The sequence below is a fragment of the Peptostreptococcus anaerobius 653-L genome, from assembly GCF_000178095.1.
GTDB lineage: Bacteria > Bacillota > Clostridia > Peptostreptococcales > Peptostreptococcaceae > Peptostreptococcus > Peptostreptococcus anaerobius.
In genome coordinates this window covers 36,889-57,454 of record NZ_ADJN01000050.1, presented here as the reverse complement: position 1 = coordinate 57,454, position 20,566 = coordinate 36,889, and the positions used below count along the sequence as shown (strand labels likewise).

General features: G+C 36.4%; 23 protein-coding genes. 20 read left to right on the top strand and 3 right to left on the bottom strand.

All coding sequences use genetic code 11. The features are described 5' to 3' along the window. Positions 1 to 298 precede the first annotated feature (298 nt). The 6 genes from tsaE (at position 299) to HMPREF0631_RS05770 (ending at position 5,707) form a co-directional block, all read left to right on the top strand. Complete coding sequence (gene tsaE, locus HMPREF0631_RS05795) at positions 299 to 757, top strand: tRNA (adenosine(37)-N6)-threonylcarbamoyltransferase complex ATPase subunit type 1 TsaE (RefSeq protein ID WP_004167125.1); 459 nt, start codon at positions 299 to 301, stop codon at positions 755 to 757. Then, positions 754 to 1,485 carry a tRNA (adenosine(37)-N6)-threonylcarbamoyltransferase complex dimerization subunit type 1 TsaB gene (gene tsaB / locus HMPREF0631_RS05790; RefSeq protein WP_002845760.1) on the top strand — a complete coding sequence of 244 codons (732 nt, stop codon included), beginning with the start codon at positions 754 to 756 and terminating at the stop codon, positions 1,483 to 1,485. Before tsaE ends, tsaB begins: the two co-directional genes overlap by 4 nt. After that, complete coding sequence (rimI, locus tag HMPREF0631_RS05785; protein WP_002845761.1) at positions 1,475 to 1,921, top strand: ribosomal protein S18-alanine N-acetyltransferase; 447 nt, start codon at positions 1,475 to 1,477, stop codon at positions 1,919 to 1,921. The genes tsaB and rimI overlap by 11 nt, the downstream gene beginning before the upstream one ends. Next, complete coding sequence (gene tsaD, locus HMPREF0631_RS05780; RefSeq protein WP_002845766.1) at positions 1,921 to 2,940, top strand: tRNA (adenosine(37)-N6)-threonylcarbamoyltransferase complex transferase subunit TsaD; 1,020 nt, start codon at positions 1,921 to 1,923, stop codon at positions 2,938 to 2,940. The genes rimI and tsaD overlap by 1 nt, the downstream gene beginning before the upstream one ends. Positions 2,941 to 2,951: 11 nt before the next feature. Next, positions 2,952 to 4,880, top strand: a complete 1,929-nt coding sequence (locus HMPREF0631_RS05775; protein ID WP_004167117.1) for an ABC-F family ATP-binding cassette domain-containing protein — start codon at positions 2,952 to 2,954, stop codon at positions 4,878 to 4,880. A 188-nt stretch (positions 4,881 to 5,068) separates the two neighbouring features. Further along, the gene (locus HMPREF0631_RS05770; RefSeq protein WP_002845768.1) at positions 5,069 to 5,707 is read left to right on the top strand and encodes a redox-sensing transcriptional repressor Rex; all 639 of its coding nucleotides are present in this window, start codon (positions 5,069 to 5,071) and stop codon (positions 5,705 to 5,707) included. A 160-nt stretch (positions 5,708 to 5,867) separates the two neighbouring features. Here HMPREF0631_RS05770 and rho read toward each other — a convergent pair whose 3' ends face one another. From rho to HMPREF0631_RS05755, 3 genes are all read right to left on the bottom strand, one after another. Continuing rightward, a complete protein-coding gene (gene rho, locus HMPREF0631_RS05765) occupies positions 5,868 to 7,403 on the bottom strand; it encodes a transcription termination factor Rho (RefSeq protein ID WP_004167130.1) in 1,536 nt (511 codons plus the stop codon). Positions 7,404 to 7,532: 129 nt separating this feature from the next. Further along, the gene (locus tag HMPREF0631_RS05760; protein WP_004167137.1) at positions 7,533 to 7,772 is read right to left on the bottom strand and encodes an RNA-binding S4 domain-containing protein; all 240 of its coding nucleotides are present in this window, start codon (positions 7,770 to 7,772) and stop codon (positions 7,533 to 7,535) included. 168 nt (positions 7,773 to 7,940) lie between these two features. Beyond that, on the bottom strand, positions 7,941 to 8,219 hold the full coding sequence (locus HMPREF0631_RS05755; protein ID WP_002845772.1) for an HU family DNA-binding protein: 279 nt from the start codon (positions 8,217 to 8,219) through the stop codon (positions 7,941 to 7,943). 426 nt (positions 8,220 to 8,645) lie between these two features. Here HMPREF0631_RS05755 and HMPREF0631_RS05750 point away from each other — a divergent pair, with 426 nt between their 5' ends. The 14 genes from HMPREF0631_RS05750 (at position 8,646) to HMPREF0631_RS05690 (ending at position 20,559) form a co-directional block, all read left to right on the top strand. After that, a complete protein-coding gene (locus tag HMPREF0631_RS05750; RefSeq protein WP_004167102.1) occupies positions 8,646 to 8,813 on the top strand; it encodes a DUF362 domain-containing protein in 168 nt (55 codons plus the stop codon). 527 nt (positions 8,814 to 9,340) lie between these two features. Continuing rightward, positions 9,341 to 10,594, top strand: a complete 1,254-nt coding sequence (gluD, locus tag HMPREF0631_RS05745) for an NAD-specific glutamate dehydrogenase (RefSeq protein WP_004167121.1) — start codon at positions 9,341 to 9,343, stop codon at positions 10,592 to 10,594. 403 nt (positions 10,595 to 10,997) lie between these two features. Next, the gene (locus HMPREF0631_RS05740) at positions 10,998 to 11,216 is read left to right on the top strand and encodes a FeoA family protein (RefSeq protein ID WP_004167114.1); all 219 of its coding nucleotides are present in this window, start codon (positions 10,998 to 11,000) and stop codon (positions 11,214 to 11,216) included. 182 nt (positions 11,217 to 11,398) lie between these two features. After that, on the top strand, positions 11,399 to 11,632 hold the full coding sequence (locus HMPREF0631_RS05735) for a FeoA family protein (RefSeq protein WP_002845191.1): 234 nt from the start codon (positions 11,399 to 11,401) through the stop codon (positions 11,630 to 11,632). Between the two features lie 248 nt (positions 11,633 to 11,880). Continuing rightward, on the top strand, positions 11,881 to 14,040 hold the full coding sequence (gene feoB / locus HMPREF0631_RS05730) for a ferrous iron transport protein B (protein ID WP_004167129.1): 2,160 nt from the start codon (positions 11,881 to 11,883) through the stop codon (positions 14,038 to 14,040). A gap of 175 nt (positions 14,041 to 14,215) precedes the next feature. After that, entirely contained in the window at positions 14,216 to 14,359 is a 144-nt protein-coding gene (locus HMPREF0631_RS09740) for a FeoB-associated Cys-rich membrane protein (protein WP_002845189.1), read from the top strand. A 193-nt stretch (positions 14,360 to 14,552) separates the two neighbouring features. Then, positions 14,553 to 15,476, top strand: coding sequence for an aspartate carbamoyltransferase (gene pyrB, locus HMPREF0631_RS05725; protein ID WP_004167120.1), 924 nt, complete (start codon positions 14,553 to 14,555; stop codon positions 15,474 to 15,476). Further along, entirely contained in the window at positions 15,476 to 16,165 is a 690-nt protein-coding gene (locus HMPREF0631_RS05720) for a dihydroorotate dehydrogenase electron transfer subunit (protein WP_002845187.1), read from the top strand. The genes pyrB and HMPREF0631_RS05720 overlap by 1 nt, the downstream gene beginning before the upstream one ends. Next, positions 16,165 to 17,067 carry a dihydroorotate dehydrogenase gene (locus HMPREF0631_RS05715; protein WP_004167141.1) on the top strand — a complete coding sequence of 301 codons (903 nt, stop codon included), beginning with the start codon at positions 16,165 to 16,167 and terminating at the stop codon, positions 17,065 to 17,067. The genes HMPREF0631_RS05720 and HMPREF0631_RS05715 overlap by 1 nt, the downstream gene beginning before the upstream one ends. Before the next feature lie 124 nt (positions 17,068 to 17,191). After that, the gene (gene pyrE / locus HMPREF0631_RS05710; protein ID WP_004167083.1) at positions 17,192 to 17,773 is read left to right on the top strand and encodes an orotate phosphoribosyltransferase; all 582 of its coding nucleotides are present in this window, start codon (positions 17,192 to 17,194) and stop codon (positions 17,771 to 17,773) included. A 183-nt stretch (positions 17,774 to 17,956) separates the two neighbouring features. Continuing rightward, a complete protein-coding gene (gene amaP / locus HMPREF0631_RS05705) occupies positions 17,957 to 18,568 on the top strand; it encodes an alkaline shock response membrane anchor protein AmaP (protein WP_004167094.1) in 612 nt (203 codons plus the stop codon). Between the two features lie 12 nt (positions 18,569 to 18,580). After that, entirely contained in the window at positions 18,581 to 19,114 is a 534-nt protein-coding gene (locus tag HMPREF0631_RS05700) for a DUF2273 domain-containing protein (RefSeq protein WP_004167128.1), read from the top strand. Between the two features lie 89 nt (positions 19,115 to 19,203). Then, the gene (locus tag HMPREF0631_RS05695; protein ID WP_004167099.1) at positions 19,204 to 19,596 is read left to right on the top strand and encodes an Asp23/Gls24 family envelope stress response protein; all 393 of its coding nucleotides are present in this window, start codon (positions 19,204 to 19,206) and stop codon (positions 19,594 to 19,596) included. A gap of 72 nt (positions 19,597 to 19,668) precedes the next feature. Further along, on the top strand, positions 19,669 to 20,559 hold the full coding sequence (locus HMPREF0631_RS05690; protein ID WP_004167139.1) for a DNA-3-methyladenine glycosylase family protein: 891 nt from the start codon (positions 19,669 to 19,671) through the stop codon (positions 20,557 to 20,559). Positions 20,560 to 20,566: the final 7 nt, after the last annotated feature.

Here is a 20,566-nt window from a genome sequence, read left to right as displayed (position 1 = left end):
ATACAAGATATGATAACATGAAACAACCTATATTGTAAACCTTTAAAGAATATAGTTTACAATATGGGTTTTATAGGAAAAACGATAAATAACAGTCTATAAAGGGGGCTATAGGTGGCTTTTACTCTACTTTTTGCTTATTATAATACAAAAAACAAATGACTATGTGATATAATAAAAAGATATGGGTAGTTTACATACCCTTAATTGTTCAGAGAAATTACTTCGCAAAATACAGGCTTATCTAGTTTGCTAGGCTACTTGTGGTTTTGTGTTTTATTATAAAATAGGAGGGAATATGGAAAAAATTTATCTAGCTGATGAAAGTTTTACATATGATATGGGACAAAAGATAGGTAGAGCCTTGTTTTCCGGGGCTATAATCTGCCTTAATGGAGATTTGGGTGCAGGTAAGACTGCAATGACTAAATCAATAGCCAAGGCCCTAGGCATAGATGAAGATATAACAAGTCCTACTTTTACTATAGTTAATGAATATAGAGATGGTAGATTAAAGCTAAACCACTTTGATGTCTATAGGATAGGGTCTAGTGATGAAATGTACGATATAGGATTTGATGAATACATAAATTCAGATGGGGTGTCTATCATAGAGTGGTCTACTATTATAGAGGACATTCTACCAGAGGAAAGACTTGATATAGACATAAACTATGAGGGTATGGGTAGGACAATTGAGTTTATACCACATGGAGAAAAATACGAAAAACTAGTCGGGGAGGTTGTTGGACAATGAATATACTAGGACTAGATACTTCTTCAAGGGCAGCGAGCGTTGCCTTATGGAGAGATGGAGTATTGCTAGGAGAAATCCTAATAAACGATAAGAGAACACATTCACAAAAGCTAATGCCAATGCTTGAGGACCTACTTAAGTTGGCTGATATGAAAATAGAGGATATAGACCTTTTAGCTGTATGCTTGGGGCCTGGTTCATTTACAGGTATAAGAATTGCAGTTGCTACAGTGAAGGCTATAGCCCATGTTAGGGACCTCCCGATTGTTGGAATCAATTCTTTGGAGAATATAGCCTATTCAATGATCGACTCTAGTACGACTATAATACCTATCTTGGACGCCCAGTCAAGCCAGGTATACACAGGAGCATACGAGTTTGTAGGGGGCGAGTTAAATACAATAAAAGACATGTGTGTTGAGGATATAAGAGATGTACTTGCCTACGCAAAAGAACTAGAAGATAAAAAAAAGACAGTGACAATAGTTGGTGAAGGGGTCTACAAGTATATGGACAAGTTGCTATCAGCCTTATCTGATAGGATAAGGGTAGCCAACCCTAATTCCAATGTATCTAGGGCAGCGAGTCTTTGCCATTGTGCTTCTATAAAATACCAAGAAAAGAAAGATATTTCAACTTGCTATGACCTAGCACCGATTTATTTAAGAAAGTCACAGGCAGAGGTCCAGTACGAAGAAAAACAGAGGAAATTAAAAAATGATTTATAGGAATATGAAGGACACGGACATTTATGGGGTCTATGAGGTGGAAGTATCTGCCTTTAGCGAGCCTTGGTCATACAATGCCCTAAGAGATGAATTGAAAAACAAGCTGGCGAAATACATAGTAGCCGAAGACCAAGGAAGGATAGTGGGATACTTGGGCACATGGCATATAATAGATGAGGCCCACATAACCAATGTAGCTGTTCACAAGGACTACAGGGGTAGGGGCATAGGTAACGGACTGATGGAAGCCTTGGATAAGCAATGCAAGGAATATAATATAGCATCTATTACCCTAGAGGTAAGGTCTAGCAATACAGTAGCCCAAAATCTTTACAAAAAATACGGTTTTTTGATAAGCGGTATAAGAAAAGAATACTATCATGACAATAAGGAAGATGCTTTGATAATGTGGAAGCAACTCAGGGAGGTATTTTAATGAAGGATATAATAACACTAGCGATAGAATCTAGTTGTGACGAAACTGCCTGTGCTATACTTAAAAATGGCAGGCAGGTCCTTGCAAATGTGATATCTACGCAGATTGACATACATAAGAAATTCGGCGGTGTCGTACCAGAAGTGGCATCGAGAAAACACATAGAAAATATAGATATAGTTGTCGAGGAGGCTCTTGAAAAGGCAGGAATGAAATTTTCAGACATAAGTCATATAGCTGTGACATATGGTCCTGGTCTTGTTGGAGCCTTGTTGGTGGGGCTTTCATATGCAAAGAGCCTAGCTTTTAGTCTTGGTATACCTTTAGTAGGGGTCAATCATATAGAGGGTCATCTTTCAGCCAATTACATTGAGCATGAGGACCTAGTACCTCCATTTGTGACCTTGATAGTATCAGGTGGCCATACTCATCTTGTAGAGGTCAAGGACTATGGCGACTATGAGATACTTGGTAAGACTAAGGATGACGCATCAGGAGAAGCATTTGACAAGATAGCTCGTGCTATGGGACTAGGCTATCCGGGCGGACCAATAGTCGATAGATTGGCCAAAGAGGGAGACCCCAATGCCATTGATTTTCCTAGGGCCTGCATTCATGAAGAAGGCTATGACTTTTCTTTTAGTGGCCTAAAATCATCTGTTTTAAACTACCTGAACTCTATGAAGATGAAGGAAAAAGAAATAGTAGCAGAGGATGTGTGTGCATCTTTTCAGGCGGCTGTTGTTGACGTATTGTCTTATAAGGCTATAAAGGCTACAAAAGACAAGGGATATACAAGGCTTACCCTATCAGGCGGGGTAGCTGCGAACTCAGCTCTTAGGGATACCCTAAAGACAAGAGCTGAACTTGAAGGTATAGATTTGAAGTACCCACCAATGGTTTTGTGTACGGATAATGCAGCGATGATAGGCTGTGCAGGTTATTATAGGTATATAAATGGCAGAAGAGACGATATGTACCTAAATGCTGTGCCAAACCTGAAGATAAACGAGGGTTAGGAGGACATAAAATGATAATGCTGTCTTGTAACAATGTTACAAAAAACTTTGGTGTCGATACTATACTTGAAGATATATCTTTTTCGGTAAACGAGGGTGACAAGGTCGGTATAGTAGGGATAAACGGTACTGGTAAGACGACACTATTTAAGATAATAACTGGAATATATGGCTATGACAATGGAGATATATATACAGCCAAGAATTGTAGGATGGGGTATCTAGAACAGAATACAAATTTCTACTCAGAAAAGACCATATATGAAGAACTTGTATCTGTATTTGAAGACCTGATTGAGTCTGAGAAAGAGTTAAGAGAATTGGAGCACAAGATAGCTCAGATGTCTGGTGATTCTGGCTCTGGCAAGGAATTAAAGAAATTAATGGACGAATACGGTCACAAGTATGAAGTCTTTGAGCAGAACAACGGCTATGGATATAAGAGTGAAGTGCTTGGAATCCTAAGGGGCTTGGGCTTTAAGGATGAAGACATGGACAAGGAAGTAAATGTCCTATCCGGTGGTGAGAAGACCAGGGTTCTCCTTGGTAAACTACTGCTTTCTAAGCCGTCGCTACTCCTACTTGACGAACCTACAAACCACCTTGATTCAGAGGCTGTAGAATGGTTGGAAGGATTTTTGAGGTCCTATGATGCAACCCTAATGATTATATCCCATGACAGGTATTTCCTAGACCAATCTGTCAATAGGATATTTGAAATGTCAAACAAGAGGTTGACCGCCTACAAGGGTAACTATACTGAATACCAAAAACAGGCTAAACTCCAGAGGGAGATAGACCTTAAAAACTATGAAAACCAGCAAAGAGAGATAAAGAAGCAGGAAGAATCAATAGAGAGACTCAAGTCTTACGGACGTGAAAAACATATAAAAAGGGCAAGAAGCAAGGAAAAGATGCTAGACAAGGTTGAAAGACTTGAAAAACCACAGGAGATAAAGAAAAAGGCTAGGTTTACATTTAGCCAGACTAGACAAAGTGGTAATGATGTCCTTCACCTTGAGGATATAAAAAAGTCTTACGGAGAAAGAATCCTATTTAAGGACCTAAACCTGGATATATACAGGGGAGAAAAGGTTGCATTGATAGGGGCGAATGGTGCGGGCAAATCTACCTTATTCAAGATGATTCTAGGCCAGGAGGACTATGACCAGGGCTTGGTCAAAATAGGACAAAATGTTGAAACATCATACTTCCACCAGGAGCAAAAAACCTTAAACATCAAAAATACTATAATTGATGAAATATGGGATGCCAACCCACATTTAAGTCAGACTGAGGTTAGAAACATGCTTGGAGGATTTTTGTTTGAAGGAGAAGAGGTATTTAAACCGATTAAGTCCCTAAGTGGTGGAGAGAGGGCCAGAGTTGCAATACTAAAGTTGATCTTATCTCAATCAAACTTTTTATTGCTGGATGAACCTACCAACCACTTGGATATAGATTCAAAAGAAGTCTTGGAAGAAGCTTTATTAGATTATGAAGGCACTTTATTTACTATATCTCATGATAGATATTTTCTTAACACAGTCATTGACAAAATTTTAGTTTTAGGTGAAAATGGAATAGAAGAATATCTTGGAAATTATGACTACTATCAGGCCAAGAAAAAACAACAATATGACCTTGAAAATTTATATGTTGAGCCTCAAGACACTGGTAAAACAAAGACTCAGATAAAGGAAGAGAGAAGAAGAGAAAAGGAAAAAAGACAGGAAGCCAACAAGGCCCAAAAAATCGTAAAAGATATAGAAGATAGGATCAATCTAGTTGAAAAACAGATAGGTGGTCTTGAGATGATGTTGTGTCAAGAAGAGATATACTCTAGCCCAGACAAGCTAAAAGAGGTAAATTTAGAGAAATCCGACCTAGAAAAAGAGCTTAAAAAATTATATACAAAATGGGAAGAAATAATAGAATAATATGTTTTAAATTTATCTAAAATAATGTATAATAGTATGTATAAATCTCAATTTTGTTATTTTATTGTAAAACTATAAATAGATATAGGTATTTACTAATAAAATTTTATGAGATTGTTTTATTATTTGGATAATTATAATGCTACTACTTTAAAATAAAGCTAAAAACACAAGGAGGATTAATTGGAATGGGAAATAAAAACATATCAATGGCAGTCATCAGAAGATTGCCGAAATACTATAGATATTTGGCAGATTTATTATCTAGAGATATTCAGAGGATATCTTCAAAAGAACTAAGTGAGATAATTGGTTTTACTGCATCTCAGATTAGACAAGACCTTAACAATTTTGGTGGCTTTGGTCAGCAGGGTTATGGATATAATGTAGAGGCACTACATAGAGAAATTGGTAAGATACTAGGTCTTGATAGAAAGTACAGGGCTGTTTTGGTTGGTGCTGGTAACCTAGGTCAGGCCTTGACAAATTATTCTGGATTTAAGAATGCAGGCTTTAATATTGAAGCTGTTTTTGATGCCAATCCTAAGATGATAGGGCTAAAGATTAGAGACTATGAGATAATGGATTCAGACAATATAGAGTCATTTGTATCTAACAACGATATAGATATAGCTATCTTGTGTATACCTAAGAACGGGGCTCAGGCAGTAGCTGACAAATTGGTTTCATCTGGTGTTAGGGGTATTTGGAACTTTGCTCCAATAGACCTAGAAGTTCCATCAGAAGTGATAGTTGAAAATGTAAACCTTACAGAGAGCCTATTTACTCTTTCATATTTGATGAAGGAAAGTGATGACCAGTTATAGGGATAATTCTTTATTAGACTTTAGGTTTTGATGCTTATTTTGTATCTTAACCATAGTGTCTAGGGCTTATGTTTAAAATTTTAGAGAATATAAAAGAGATTGTAGAATGTTAAATTCTTCAATCTCTTATTTTTTATCATATAGCCTATTTAAATAAGTCTTACCTAAAGTGAATTTGTTTTATCATATCAAGGAATTCTTTATTTGACTTTGTCTTTTTCATTTCCTCTATTACTTGGTCTGTTGCTAATTGTGAATTTTTGGAGTCGAGGCTTCTCCTTAGTTTGTATAAGGAATCCATCTCTTCCTTTGAAAGGAGTAGGTCCTCACGTCTCGTGCTAGACTTGTAGATGTCTATAGCTGGGAATATTCTCTTTTCAGCCATATTTCTATCTAGACACAACTCCATATTTCCAGTTCCCTTGAATTCTTCAAAAATTATATCATCCATTTTAGATCCTGTGTCTACAAGGGCTGTTCCCAATATAGTAAGTGAACCACCTCCACGAATGTTTCTTGCAGCACCAAAGAATTTCTTTGGACCATGAAGAGCTCCGGGATCAAGTCCACCAGAAAGTGTCCTACCTGTAGGATTGATTGTAAGGTTGTAGGCTCTTGCTAACCTAGTGATACTGTCTAGTAGGATTACGACATCCTTGCCATGTTCTACAAGCCTTTGGGCCCTGCCAAGTACCATCTCTGCTACCTTGACATGGTGACTAGATGCCTGGTCAAAAGTAGAATATATTACCTCGCCATCTATGGACTCCATCATATCTGTTACTTCTTCTGGTCTTTCGTCTATTAGAAGGATTATAAGAGTAACATCAGGGTAGTTTTCTGATATTGAGTTGGCGATTTCTTTTAATAACATTGTCTTACCAACCTTAGGTGGTGCTACTATTAGCCCCCTCTGACCCATTCCTATTGGAGAAAATAGGTCTACAATTCTTGATGACAGGCCGCTATTTTCAGATTCTAACCTCAATTTCTTGTCTGGATAAATTGGTGTTAATTGTTCAAAAGGTGTCCTTGTTCTTGCAACTGAAGGATTGTCTCCGTTTACTAGGTGAATAAACATCATTCCTCTGAATTTTTCATTAGGGTTCTCAGGCTTAGCAACACCTGTGATATAGTCGCCAGTCTTTAACCATAACTTTCTTATCTGATTGGGTGATACATAGATGTCATTTTCTGTTGATAGGTAGTTGCTACCTCTTAGGAATCCAAAACCATCAGGAAGTATTTCTAGGATACCCTCCACCTTATTTTCATCAGTCATTTCAGGAGGAGTGGTGTATAAAAGTTTTTTCTCGTCTCTATTGTCTTGCCTGCTATCATAACGGCTATCACTACGATTATCTTGTCTACTATCATAGCGGTTATTACTACGACCATCTTGTCTATTATCATAGTTGTTGTCACTACGACGGTTGTTTTGCTGGTCTGTCATCTGATCACCTGTGTTTTGTCTGTAAGTCACAGTTTTATTCATCTGCTTATCAAGATCAGAATCAGAGCTAGTATCATTTTTCTCAACGATATCATCACTCTTGGCTAACATTTCAGCTATTTTTTCTATCAAATCCGATTTTTTATAAGTAGTAGATGATTTAACGCCTAGGTTCTTGGCTATAATCCTAAGTTCTATCAGACTTTCCTTTTTTAAATCATCAATCTTTTTGTTTAATTCCAAGTTCTATACCGCCTTTCTATAAAAACAAGCTGATTGTAAAAGCTACACTTGATACAGCAAACATTAAGGCTATAGAAACAGCAATAACCTTGTACAGTAGTTTATCATTTTTTTTCTTTGTTTTAGACATTATATCACCTCATATAAATCTTTTGCGTCATCTTTTAGTACGTGCTCTCTTATATCAGTAATTCTACATCTGATTACCTTTTCGCCAAAAGTAAGGGTAAGTTCGTCTCCGATTTTAACTTCAGATGAAGACTTTGCTGTCTTACCGTTTATTTGAACCAAGCCCTTTTCACAGGCTTCTTTGGCTACAGTTCTTCTTTTTATTATTCTTGAAACTTTTAAAAATTTATCTAATCTCATTTCTACATCTCCATAATATTCTTATATCCTATATATTATATCATAGAAGAGAAGAATGTAGAAATAATATTATTATATATAGGTTTTAAAAAGAAGTTAATTAATGTGAATAAAAAAATAGTACTGATCTTATGACCAATACCATTTTTGCTTTATGCGAATCAACTATTATTTGTTTACTAATTCCTTAAGACCCTTACCAGCCTTGAATACTGGTGCCTTTGATGCAGGTATTTCTATAGTTTCGTCTGGCTTTCTTGGGTTTCTACCTGATCTAGCAGCTCTTTCTCTAGTTTCAAAAGTACCAAAACCTACTAACTGAACTTTTTCTCCTGCTACTAGAGTTTCTTCTACAACATCCATAAATGCATTTAATGCAAGTTCACTTTCTTTCTTTGTTAAGTTACTTTTTTCTGCAATCTTAGCAACTAATTCTGCCTTATTCACAATAATTACCTCCTGTAATAATATATTTTTTTACAACATAAATTATAATTTACTTTGTTGACAAGATTATTATACCCCAAGAAGGCTTAAATATCAACAAAAACAAGGAAATTATTGCAAATAAAGATGTGGGAATATTTTTAAAAATAAACACATAAAAGAAGAAAGTAGTAAATTTTGTGGTGGAGAAGTGGAGGTTTAATAAGATGAAATGATAAAAAGAATTTATTAATATATATTATCAATTGAAAGGAAGATGTGGGGGATATATTTAAATATATAAATAAATAATACTGAAATTTCAATGTAAAACAAAAATAAAAAATAAAATAAAAAAAACTAATAAATCAATTGCAAAAAGTCCCTCTTGATGTTATAATAAGTTTGTAAAGAAAATATATTTATCGAAAAATGGAGGATTTAGAAATGGCTTACGTAATTAAAGATTCTTGTATCGCTTGTGGAGCATGTGCTGCTGAATGTCCAGTATCTTGTATATCTGACGGAGATATCTATTCAATAGACGCATCTGCTTGCATAGACTGTGGTTCATGCGCTGGTGTTTGTCCAGTTGACGCTCCTCAGCCAGAATAATAATTAAAAATTATTCAGCACCCTGAGATTATTCTTAGGGTGTTTTTTTTGCTTTCTTTTAAAGATTTTTCGATTAGGGATCCCGATTAAAATAATTGATTAAAAAATAACAAGTACTAATCTAGAAATGAATATTATAATTCATAAAAATAGACCAGACAGGATATGTCACTTTCAAAGTTAAATGTTCTTATCGTTGCTAATTGACATAGAATATTTGTCGAAAAATAACTTAATTTACAACAATATGCGAGTTTCTTTATTCAACACGATTTAGAAATAAGGTGTGAGAATAAAAGTAAAAGTTGTAAGAACGACTTAATTATTTGAATTTTACGAAAAAAGAAATATATTGTTCCTAAAATTAAAAAAAATTAAATTTTATGTTAAATTCTAAATTATAGTACACTATTGACTATATATGTGTTATAATCTTTATGTGAACAGGAAAATGTTACCAAATACTTAGTGAGGCAATATTTACCTGGATAACTATAGTATCTTAATAATTTTAAGGAGGCTTAAAAATGGCAAATGTATTTGAAATGGCACAGGCTCAGGTAAAGAACGCTTGTGATAAATTAGGAATGGAACCACAGGTTTACGAACTATTAAAAGAACCAAGAAGAGTTATCGAAGTTAACATACCAGTTAAAATGGATGATGGTTCTATAAAGGTATTCAAGGGATTCAGATCTCAGCATAATGACGCTGTAGGTCCAACAAAGGGAGGAATCAGATTCCATCCAAACGTATCTCTAGAAGAAGTAAAGGCACTTTCTATATGGATGACATTCAAGTGCTCAACTACAGGTATTCCTTACGGTGGTGGTAAGGGTGGTATCATAGTTGACCCATCTGAATTATCTGAAGGTGAATTAGAAAGATTATCAAGAGGATACATCGACGGTATCTACAAGTTAATCGGTGAAAAGGTTGACGTTCCAGCTCCAGACGTAAATACAAATGGTAAGATAATGTCATGGATGGTTGACGAATATAATAAATTAACAGGTGTTTCTGCTATAGGTACTTTAACTGGTAAGCCAGTTGAATTCGGTGGATCACTAGGAAGAAACGAAGCTACTGGATACGGTGTTGCTGTAACAATTAGAGAAGCTGCTAAGAAGATGGGTATAGACATGAAGCATGCAAATGTTGCTGTACAGGGATTCGGTAACGTTGGTGCTTTCACAGTTAAGAACATCCAGAAGTTAGGCGGAAAAGTTGTTGCTCTTGCTGAATGGTGTAAAGAAGTTGGACCATATGCTATATTTAAAGAAGATGGACTAGATTTCCAGGATATGTGGGATTACAGAGCTGAAAAGGGTAGCCTAGTTGATTTCCCAGGTGCTAAGATGATATCTATGGATGAATTCTGGTCTTCTCAGGTAGACGTTGTTGTTCCAGCTGCCCTTGAAAATGCTATAACTGCAGAAGTTGCTGAAAAGATCCAGGCTAAGCTAGTTTGTGAGGCCGCTAATGGACCTACTACTCCAGAAGGTGACGAAGTTCTTAACAGAAAGGGAATAGTTCTTACTCCAGACATCTTAACAAATGCTGGTGGTGTTACTGTTTCTTATTTCGAATGGGTACAGAACCTATACGGATACTACTGGTCAGAAGCTGAAGTAGAACAGAAGGAAGACGAAGCTATGGTTAAGGCTTTCGAAGCTCTATGGGCTATAAAGGAAGAATATGGCGTAACAATGAGAGAGTCAGCTTACATGAACTCTGTAAAGAAAGTTGCTACAGCTATGAAGCTTAGAGGTTGGTACTAAGATAAAAAATATAAATATTTCAAAATACATAAAAAGGGCTTATTAATATAAGAGCCATTAAGCAAAATTAATATATACAACTTAATAAAAAAGCTGCCGAATTTTCGGCAGCTTTTATTTTTTAAAAATATTACAAAGAATCATTTAAAGTCACAAAGAATCATTTAAAGTCACAAACAATCAATAATAATGGATAATAAGTATTAATACATGGTTCAAATAATAGATATCTTATTGACAATGGAGACAATTTGAATTATAATTTTAATATGGTCATTATAATTATATGAAAATTGATATTAATTTAGTATTATAATTAAGAACACCAGAAATTGTTAATAAGAATCGATTAAGAATGACAATTTACTATGTTATATAAACATATTATACAGGGGGGTATCTAATGAATCTATCTATTGCTCCAATAGGGGTATTGATGAAAATTAAAAAAGTTAAAATAAGTGGTGACCAGAAAAAGCTTCTTGCTAATATGGGTTTTGTGGAAGATGCAAGCGTTACTGTAATTTCAGAAAATCAGGGTAACCTAATAGTTAATGTAAAAGATAGTAGGGTTGGTATAGGTCAAGATATAGCTAGGAAGATAATGGTTGTGCCAGCCTAGTGTTTTTTTAGTGTGTAATTTATCATATAAACTCACACATCTTGATAAAGTTACATATCTTGAGAGTTAATAATATGGGCAACTGTATTATTTTATTCATTTATTGAGATTAATTATTATTAGTAAGGATATCTGCTAAGCGATAATTATAAAAATATATTAAGTTTTTAGGAGGAGAGAGTATGGCTACTTTAAGAGAAGCAAGTGTTGGATGCTACTATGTTGTCAAAAAGATACATGGTGCAGGCCCGCTTAAGAGAAGAATAATGGATATGGGGATTACAAAGAATTCCGAACTTTATATCAGGAAGGTTGCACCACTGGGTGATCCTGTTCAGATTTCTTTGAGGGGTTATGAACTTAGTCTTAGAAAAGAAGATGCTGAGTGCGTCGAAATAGATCTTATTCAAAAGTAGAATATGTCTATTAGTTTTATTGGCTTATAGAATTTGTTGGTCCATAGCATTTTTGTAATCAGTCAATGAAAAAAGCATATCAAATGCTTATTGTAAGTTTATGCAAAAATTCATATATTTTAAAAAGGGAATTATACATACGAGCAAGGATAAGCTAATATAAATTGCTTGTTATATATTATAGCTTGTTTAGTAGTGTATAAAATATTGTTATTGGGAATCATATTAATTAAAGAAAGGGGAGCATTATGAGCATTACAATAGCTTTAGCTGGTAATCCAAACAGCGGAAAGTCTACATTATTTAACGCCCTTACAGGTTCAAACCAGTATGTTGGTAACTGGCCAGGCGTTACAGTAGAGAAGAAGACAGGGGTATACAAGAAGGATAAGGAAGTAAATATCACCGACTTACCTGGTATTTATTCACTTTCACCATATACATTGGAGGAAGTTGTAAGTAGAGAGTACTTACTAAAAGAAAAACCAGATGTAATAGTAAACGTGGTCGATGCTTCTAATATAGAAAGAAACTTGTATCTATCAACACAGCTATCAGAAATAGGTATACCTATGATACTTGCATTGAATATGATGGATATAGTAGAGAAGAACAATGACTCAATAGACATAGTCAAGCTAAGTCAGAGTTTGGACTGTCCGGTTGTTGAGATATCAGCCCTAAAGGGTAAAAACATAGATAAGGTAATAGAACTATCTATCAAGAGGGCCAAAGATCCACACAAACATATCAATGTTTTTGATGGTGATCTTGAAGATATGTTGGTTGATATAGAAAAGAGAGTAGCTTCAATATCCAACTCAGAGTTTAAGAGATGGTATTCAGTAAAATTGTTTGAAGGAGATGACAAGGCTACTCGCAATTTGAACCTTAGCAAAATAGAGAGAAATGATGTAAATGAAATAATCGCAAAGGCTGAAGAAGAGTTTGATGATGATGGTGAGGGTATAATCACTGATGCCAGATATACTTACATATCTGAATTGGTTGCCCAAACAGTTAAAAAGGGAAGAAGTGGTCTAACAGCAAGTGATAAGGCCGATAGATGGCTTACAAATAGGTTTCTTGCCCTACCAATATTTGCGGTAATTATGTTCTTTATATATTGGGTATCAGTGAGAGTGGTAGGTGGCCCAGTTACTGACTGGGTAAATGATGTTTTCTTTGGAGAAATCATTGGTGGAAACATCCAGACAGCCATGGAGGGGGCAAATGTTGCTCCTTGGTTAATAAGTCTAGTAGTAAACGGTATAGTAGGCGGTGTAGGTGCTGTCCTTGGATTCTTGCCAATTATAGCAACTCTGTACGTATTTATGGCTATCCTAGAAGATGTAGGATATATGTCAAGAATAGCCTTTATTCTAGACAGGATATTTAGGAAGTTTGGTCTATCAGGTAAGTCATTTATACCTATCTTGATAGGTACAGGTTGCTCAGTACCAGGTGTCATGGCTACTAGAACTATAGAAAACGACAATGACAGAAGAATGACTATAATGGTTGCATCTTTCATGCCTTGTGGGGCCAAGACAGAGGTTATAGCCCTATTTTCAGCTTCAGTATTTGCCGGCCCTAAGGGATGGTGGTTTGCACCAGTGTGTTACTTTACAGGAATACTAGCAGTAATAGCATCAGGTCTAATGCTTAAGAAGACTAAGGCATTTGCAGGTGATCCAGCTCCCTTTGTAATGGAGTTGCCTGAATACCATATACCTACAGTATACAACGTCCTAAGAAGTGTTTGGGACAGGGTGAAGGCCTTTATAGTAAAGGCAGGTACTATAATTTTACTTGCTACAATTGTAATCTGGTTCTTACAGAATATATCTACTAGTTTTGAGTTTGTTGAATTCTCAAAGGACTCTAAGTCAATACTTGAGGCTATAGGTAGGGCAGTGGCACCTATATTTGCACCTCTTGGATTTGGTAATTGGGCATCAGCAATTGCTACAATAACAGGCCTAGTTGCCAAGGAAGTAGTTGTAGGTACATTTGGTGTAGTTGCAGGCCTTGCAGATGCGGGTCCTGATACAGCAGGTGTTATAGCATATGCTTCGTCAATATTCACAGGCGTGTCAGCACTTAGCTTTATGATATTCAACCAGCTATGCGTGCCTTGTTTTGCTGCCACAGGTGCAATAAGGGAAGAGATGAATTCTGCTAAGTGGACATGGGCAACAGTTGCTTACCAGTTAAGTTTTGCCTATGCAGTAGCCCTAATAGTAAACCAGTTTGGTTCAGTCTTGTTCCTAGGCAAGCCGGTTGGAGTGTGGACTGTGATAGCAGCTATATTACTAGTTGGTATGCTATATATGATGTTTAGAAAGAATAAGTATACAGGTGCAGTAGCCAAGAGTTCTGTAGATGAAAATGAAAAGGTTGCTTAGTCTTAGGTATAAGCATACAAATAAAATAAATAATTAGAAATTTACTCGGCCTAGTATGACCCATAATGTTAAAAGAAGATGCACAAAATCTATTGATATAAATTATCAATAACCTGCTTATTCTTTCCTAGGGTGGGTAAAAATAAAATATAAAAGCGGTGAAGGGAGGAACAATATGAATTTATCAACAGGAATAGTCCTTGCAATAGTTATTGTAGCAGCTGTTTTGGCCTTCAAGAAGGTCAAGTCTAAGGGTGCTTGTAATTGCGGTACAGGATGTGGAGGTTGTAAGGGTGACCCTTCAAAGAAAAACAATTAATTTTACAATCTAAAATAATAATCGATAGAGTGCCCATTTTATGGGCACTCTATTAATTTGCAAAAAAACTGATAACTATTGACAATTGGGCCTATAAGTGATATTCTTTTTACCAAGAGAAATATTTATGACAATATAAAAATCTTTTGACACTTTAATTGGGTCCTGTGAGGCCGAAAAGGAGGAAATGAATATGTTGGAGAACAGACATCTAGTTCAGCCAGACGATTTTACTGTAGAGGAGATTGATTCTATACTGGACTTGGGCATGAAGATTAAGAAGACTCCAGAAGACTATACAAGAGTGTGCGAAGGGAAACTATTAGCCACTCTTTTTTATGAGCCTTCAACTAGAACAAGACTAAGTTTTGAAGCAGCCATGAACAGATTAGGTGGAAGAATAATAGGGTTTTCTGATCCTAGCGCTTCTTCTGTTTCAAAGGGTGAGTCTCTAGAGGACACTATAACAATTGTAGGTAACTATGTTGACATTATAGCTATGAGACACTTTGAATCTGGTGCGGCAAATATAGCATCAAGAGCATCTAAAAAACCATTTATAAATGCAGGGGATGGCAAAAACCAGCACCCTACTCAGACCTTGACTGACCTTATCACAATTAAGGCCAACAGGGGGTCTCTAGACAATATGACAATTGGTATGTGTGGTGACTTAAAGTATGGACGTACAGTTCACTCACTAGCAAAGGCTATGTCTAGGTATACTGGTATTAAGTTTATATTTATAGCACCAAAAGAGCTTGAGATGCCAGACTATGTAAAAGAACAAATAAGCAATGTAGAGTATGAAGAAACCACTAGCCTAGAAGAAGCTATGGCTAAGTGTGACGTACTGTATATGACGAGGGTACAAAGAGAGAGATTTGACGATCCTCAGCAGTATGAAAGACTTAAGGATAGCTACATACTAGATACAGACAAGATGAGCCTAGCAAAGGACGACATGATGGTACTGCATCCACTTCCAAGGGTAAATGAGATATCTGTAGAAGTAGACGAGGATCCTAGAGCTAAATATTTTGAACAGGCAGAATATGGTATGTATGTAAGAATGGCTCTGATCATGAAATTATTGGGATGTAAGGTGGTTGACTAATGGAATATAGAGTATTAGAAAATGAGTACGTAGGCGAGGGAATGTACTACCTGAAAGTAGGTGGGGAATTTGAAGCCAAGATGGGGCAATTTTATATGCTCAGAGCTTGGGACAAGTTCCCGCTCCTATCAAGGCCTATAAGTATATATAGAATAGAAGAAGACGGTATTAGCTTCTTATACAAGCTAGTAGGAGCTGGTACTAACATCATATCCAACCTAAAAAAGGGAGACCCTATAAAGATGGAAGGCCCTTATGGTAATGGATTTGAAAAGGTAGAGGGAAAAGTTGCCCTAGTAGGTGGGGGAATAGGAATAGCTCCACTATACATGGTAGGAGAAAACATAGAAAACTGTGATGCCTATCTTGGTTTTAGGGAAAGACCAATACTTGAAGAAGAGTTTGGAAAAGTGACAAGCAATGTCTACACAACGAGTGGTGATACACTTATTACGGACATATTGAATGTAGAGAAGTATGACTATATACTAGCTTGCGGACCTACTCCAATGCTTAAAAAGCTACTTGAAATGACTGAAGGGACAAAGACTAGGATACAGGTATCCCTAGAAAACCACATGGCTTGTGGTGTTGGGGCCTGTCTAGTGTGTACATGCAAGACTCATTCAGGCAACAAGAAGACTTGTAAGGATGGTCCGGTATTCTGGGGAGAGGATGTGATCTTATAATGGCAGATTTGAGAGTGAACCTATGTGGTAAAGAATTGAAAAATCCTATTATAATGGCCTCAGGAACATTTGGATTTGGTAGAGAATACAACGAAATATATGATATATCAGTCTTGGGAGGAGTATCTTCAAAGGGACTTACTCTTGAGGCTAGACCTGGTAACGAGGGTATGAGGGTCCATGAGACGCCATCTGGTATGATGAACAGCGTAGGCCTAGAAAATCCGGGAGTTGAAGGTTTTATAGAGAAAGAACTTGATAATTTTTCAAAGCTTGACCTTTGTAGGATAGTAAACCTTGGTGGTGGCTGCCTTGAAGACTATGTCAAGGGTGCAGAACTCCTTGAAGGAAAAGACTTTGATATGATAGAACTGAATATATCATGCCCTAATGTAAAGCATGGGGGTATGGCATATGGTATCAAGTCAGAGGTAGCTAGAGAGGTAGTCAGAGCTGTCAAGAAGGCTACTACAAAGCCTCTTATGGTCAAGTTGTCTCCTAATGCAGAGGACATAGTAGCCATGGCAATTGCCTGCCAAGAAGAGGGAGCAGACGCTATTTCGCTTGTAAATACCTTTAAGGCTATGGCAATAGATATAAGGAATAAAAAGCCAGTATTTAATAATGTTACCGCTGGTCTATCTGGACCAGCTATCAAGCCTATAGCGCTTAGGATGGTATATGAGGTAGCCAAGGCAGTTACAATACCAGTAGTTGGTATGGGCGGAATCATGGATGCTAATGATGTGATAGAGTTTATCATGGCAGGAGCTACATGTGTGCAGGTTGGTACAGCCAACTTTGTAAACCCGAGGATAGGACAGGATATAATCAGAGACCTAAATAAGTATATGGACGAAAATAATATCGCAAGCCTTGACCAGATCAGGGGCATTATATAAGTAAAATATTAATTGAACTTAGGCCCAATAGACATATAATGGTTGGAAATTGTAGTCTATTCAGAATAGTAAGAGCTTAAGTTGAAAAATAATTTGTATAAGTTAAATGGAGAGGAATTAAACAATGTCAAATATAGATGTAATAGAAATACTAAAAGAATGCAATGCACTACTAGAAGGACACTTTTTACTATCATCAGGAAAGCACTCAAACAGATATGTACAGTGTGCCAAGGTCCTAAGATACCCAGACCAGGCAGCCAAGGTGCTTAGCCTAGTTCTAGACAAGATAAAGGACCTAGATATAGACCTAGTAGTAGGACCAGCTATGGGTGGTGTAGTAGTATCTTATGAATTAGGTAGACAGCTAGGAAAAGAAGCTGTATTCACTGAGAGAAAAGACAATGTGATGGAGCTTAGAAGAGGCTTTGAAGTAAAGCCAGGAGCTAAAATCATAATAGCAGAGGACGTTGTAACTACAGGTAAGTCTACAAAGGAAACTAAGAAAGTCTTAGAAGACCTTGGTGGAGAAGTTATAGGCGTTGCTTGTATAGCCAACAGAACAAAGGAAGATATAGGAATGCCTATATATTCAGCTATTGACCTAGATATACAGGTGTATGAATCAGATGCATGCCCACTATGTGAGGAAGGCAAGATAGACCTTGTAAAGCCTGGAAGTAGAGAATTTAAAAACAATAAGTAATAAATTTTGGCCTCTTGGGGATAAGTTTCTCAGGAGGCTTTTAATTTTCCGACTTTTTATATAGTAATTATTTTCAGGGTATGGTAAACTTATATTGATATTATTTATTTTATAATACGCAGACTATAACTAAAATGTGTATTCTGAAGTACATATTTATATTGTTGATTGAGAGGTGTATAAATGTCTCGTTTTAAAAAAATATTATTCGTTATATATTCGCTTTATATCGTAGGTCTGATGGGACTTATGTATTTGGCCTTGACACCGGAAAATGCCATGAGTTGGACTATAGACTCATTTAATTTCAGGGGCTACCTGCCGTACTTGGTGGGACTTGCCATATTCATCGTCATTTTGAGGATGGTCCTTGTGGTATTCCAAAAATCAGACCAGTCCTACTTGGCATTGACTGACAATGATGGGACTATTAGATTATCTGATAGGTCAATAAAAAACACAGTCCTATTTTCTTTGAAGGACTATGACTACATCAAGGAAAAGTCTGTAAAGGTCAGCATAAAAAAGCCTTCAGCAAACCATATAAACTTAGCTATTTTTGCCAAGTGTGGATTTGATGAAGATATATATTCTATAGTAGATGAGGAGGGGCTAGATGGCCTATTTAAGTCAGCACAGGAGGATGTCCATGCTAGTCTAGAGCAACTCTTAGGATTTAGAATAGAGAAATTAGATATGAAGTTTTATCCTATAGATAAGAAGGATATAAGTGACAAGAAGGACAAGTCAGATACAAAGAAAACATACAATAAAAAAATCAGCAGGGTTAAATAGGAGGTGACTAAGGTGGCGGATGAAAAATACCATATAGAAGATTTTGACGACGTGGATATAGTCATTTCTGAAGGCAGTAAGTCGGCTAAAAAGGATGAGGCGGACAAGCTAGTAAAGGCTCAGCCAAAGATAATATATGAATCCTCGGATGACTACTCAGTTTATGACGAGGATGTTTACGATGACTACTACAAGGATATATATGATGATATATACGAGGAAGCTAAATCCAAAAAATCTAAGCAAAAAAAATCCAAAAAGATATATGTTGAAGAAAAAGATCCATTTAAAAGACCTGATAGTCAGTGGGACAGGATGGTAAAAGAAATAGGAGATTATATAGTGAGGACTTCTTATAGAAAGCCAAATACCTTTAAGGCAACCTTGGTAGGATTATTTATAGGAATTATGATACTTATATTAGGCTTTGCTAAGGCCCTACTTATAAGTCTTATAGTATTTGTTGCAAATATAATAGGTCAATTACTAGATGACAATCCAAGAGTTTGGAATGTTTTGGATTTTTTGATCAGAAAGTTCAAGTAGTATTGGAGAAATTTGAAAACTAGATTTGAAATTTATATTTTAAAACTTGGTTTAATAACTTGTATTAGTAACTTGAAAGGAGAATTGTTATGGCAAATGATATTCAGAAGGATTTTAACAATGAAGAGATAGAACACAGAAGTGTTCTAACATTCGGTGAACAGGTAATAGAAAAGATAGTTGAAGTTGCCCTTGATGGAGTTGATGGTGTAGCTGTTGTAAGAAGTGGCGGAGGTGCCTTTGGTGGAAGAATTGGTAAGTCTACTGACGGTATAAACGTCGAAGTTGGAGAAAAGGAAGTGGCAGTTGACCTAAGACTGATACTAGAATTCGGAAAAAATGCAAAGGAAATATACACTAACCTAAAGGCTACAATAGAAGATCAGGTGATGAGCATGACTGGACTAAAGGTTGTAGAGGTAAACGCTAGGGTAGAAGATGTCTTAAATAGCGAAGAATTTAGGGCTAGAATAGAGGGATAGTTTTTGGGCAGTTGTACAGGTGTATGACTGCCTTTTAAAAATATGCTAGAATTTAAGCGATGAGGAAAGAGTATGATATACAAGAATATTGAGATTGAAGAAATAGAAAATGGAATAAAGATAATAGGCCAAAGTAATTTTGAGCCAAGTCATATATTCGACTGTGGTCAGTGTTTTAGGTGGATGAAGGAGGATGACGGGTCATATACAGGTGTGGCTATGGGCAAAATCCTAAATATATCTAAAAGAGATGGGGATATAATTCTTCTTAATACCAATCTAGGTGACTTTGAAAACATATGGTATGACTACTTCGACCTAGGAAGAGACTACGGTCAAATGATAGACAAGTTAAAGGTACATGATGATAATCTTCTAAAGGCGACTGAGTTTGGTCATGGAATCAGACTCCTACAGCAGGATGGTTGGGAGATGCTTATATCCTTTATAATATCATCAAATAACAGGATACCTATGATCCAGAGGGCCATAAACAACATATCTGAGAACTATGGTGACTGCCTAGGAGAATACAAGGGCAAGACCTACTACAGTTTTCCGAGTCCAGCCCAGCTATCCAAGGCCAGTGTTGAAGACCTTAGGAATTTAAAGCTTGGTTTTAGGGATAAGTATGTATATGAGACTACAAAGGCTGTGCTTGAGTCAGGACTTGATATGGTAGACTTTATCAAGATGGAGGCTGATATATGCCACAAGGAATTGATGAAGTTTAAGGGTGTTGGTGCCAAGGTTGCAGATTGCATAGCCCTATTTGGTATGAGAAAGTACGATTCTTTCCCAGTAGATGTATGGGTGAAGAGGGTGATGCAGGAGTTTTATGGGGCAGAGGATATGAGTCTTGTAAAAATGAGGGCATATGGAAGAGACTTATTTGGTGAGGATGCTGGATTTGCCCAGCAGTATTTATTTTATTATGTAAGAGAGCTAGAAATAGGTAAGTAGGTGGTAA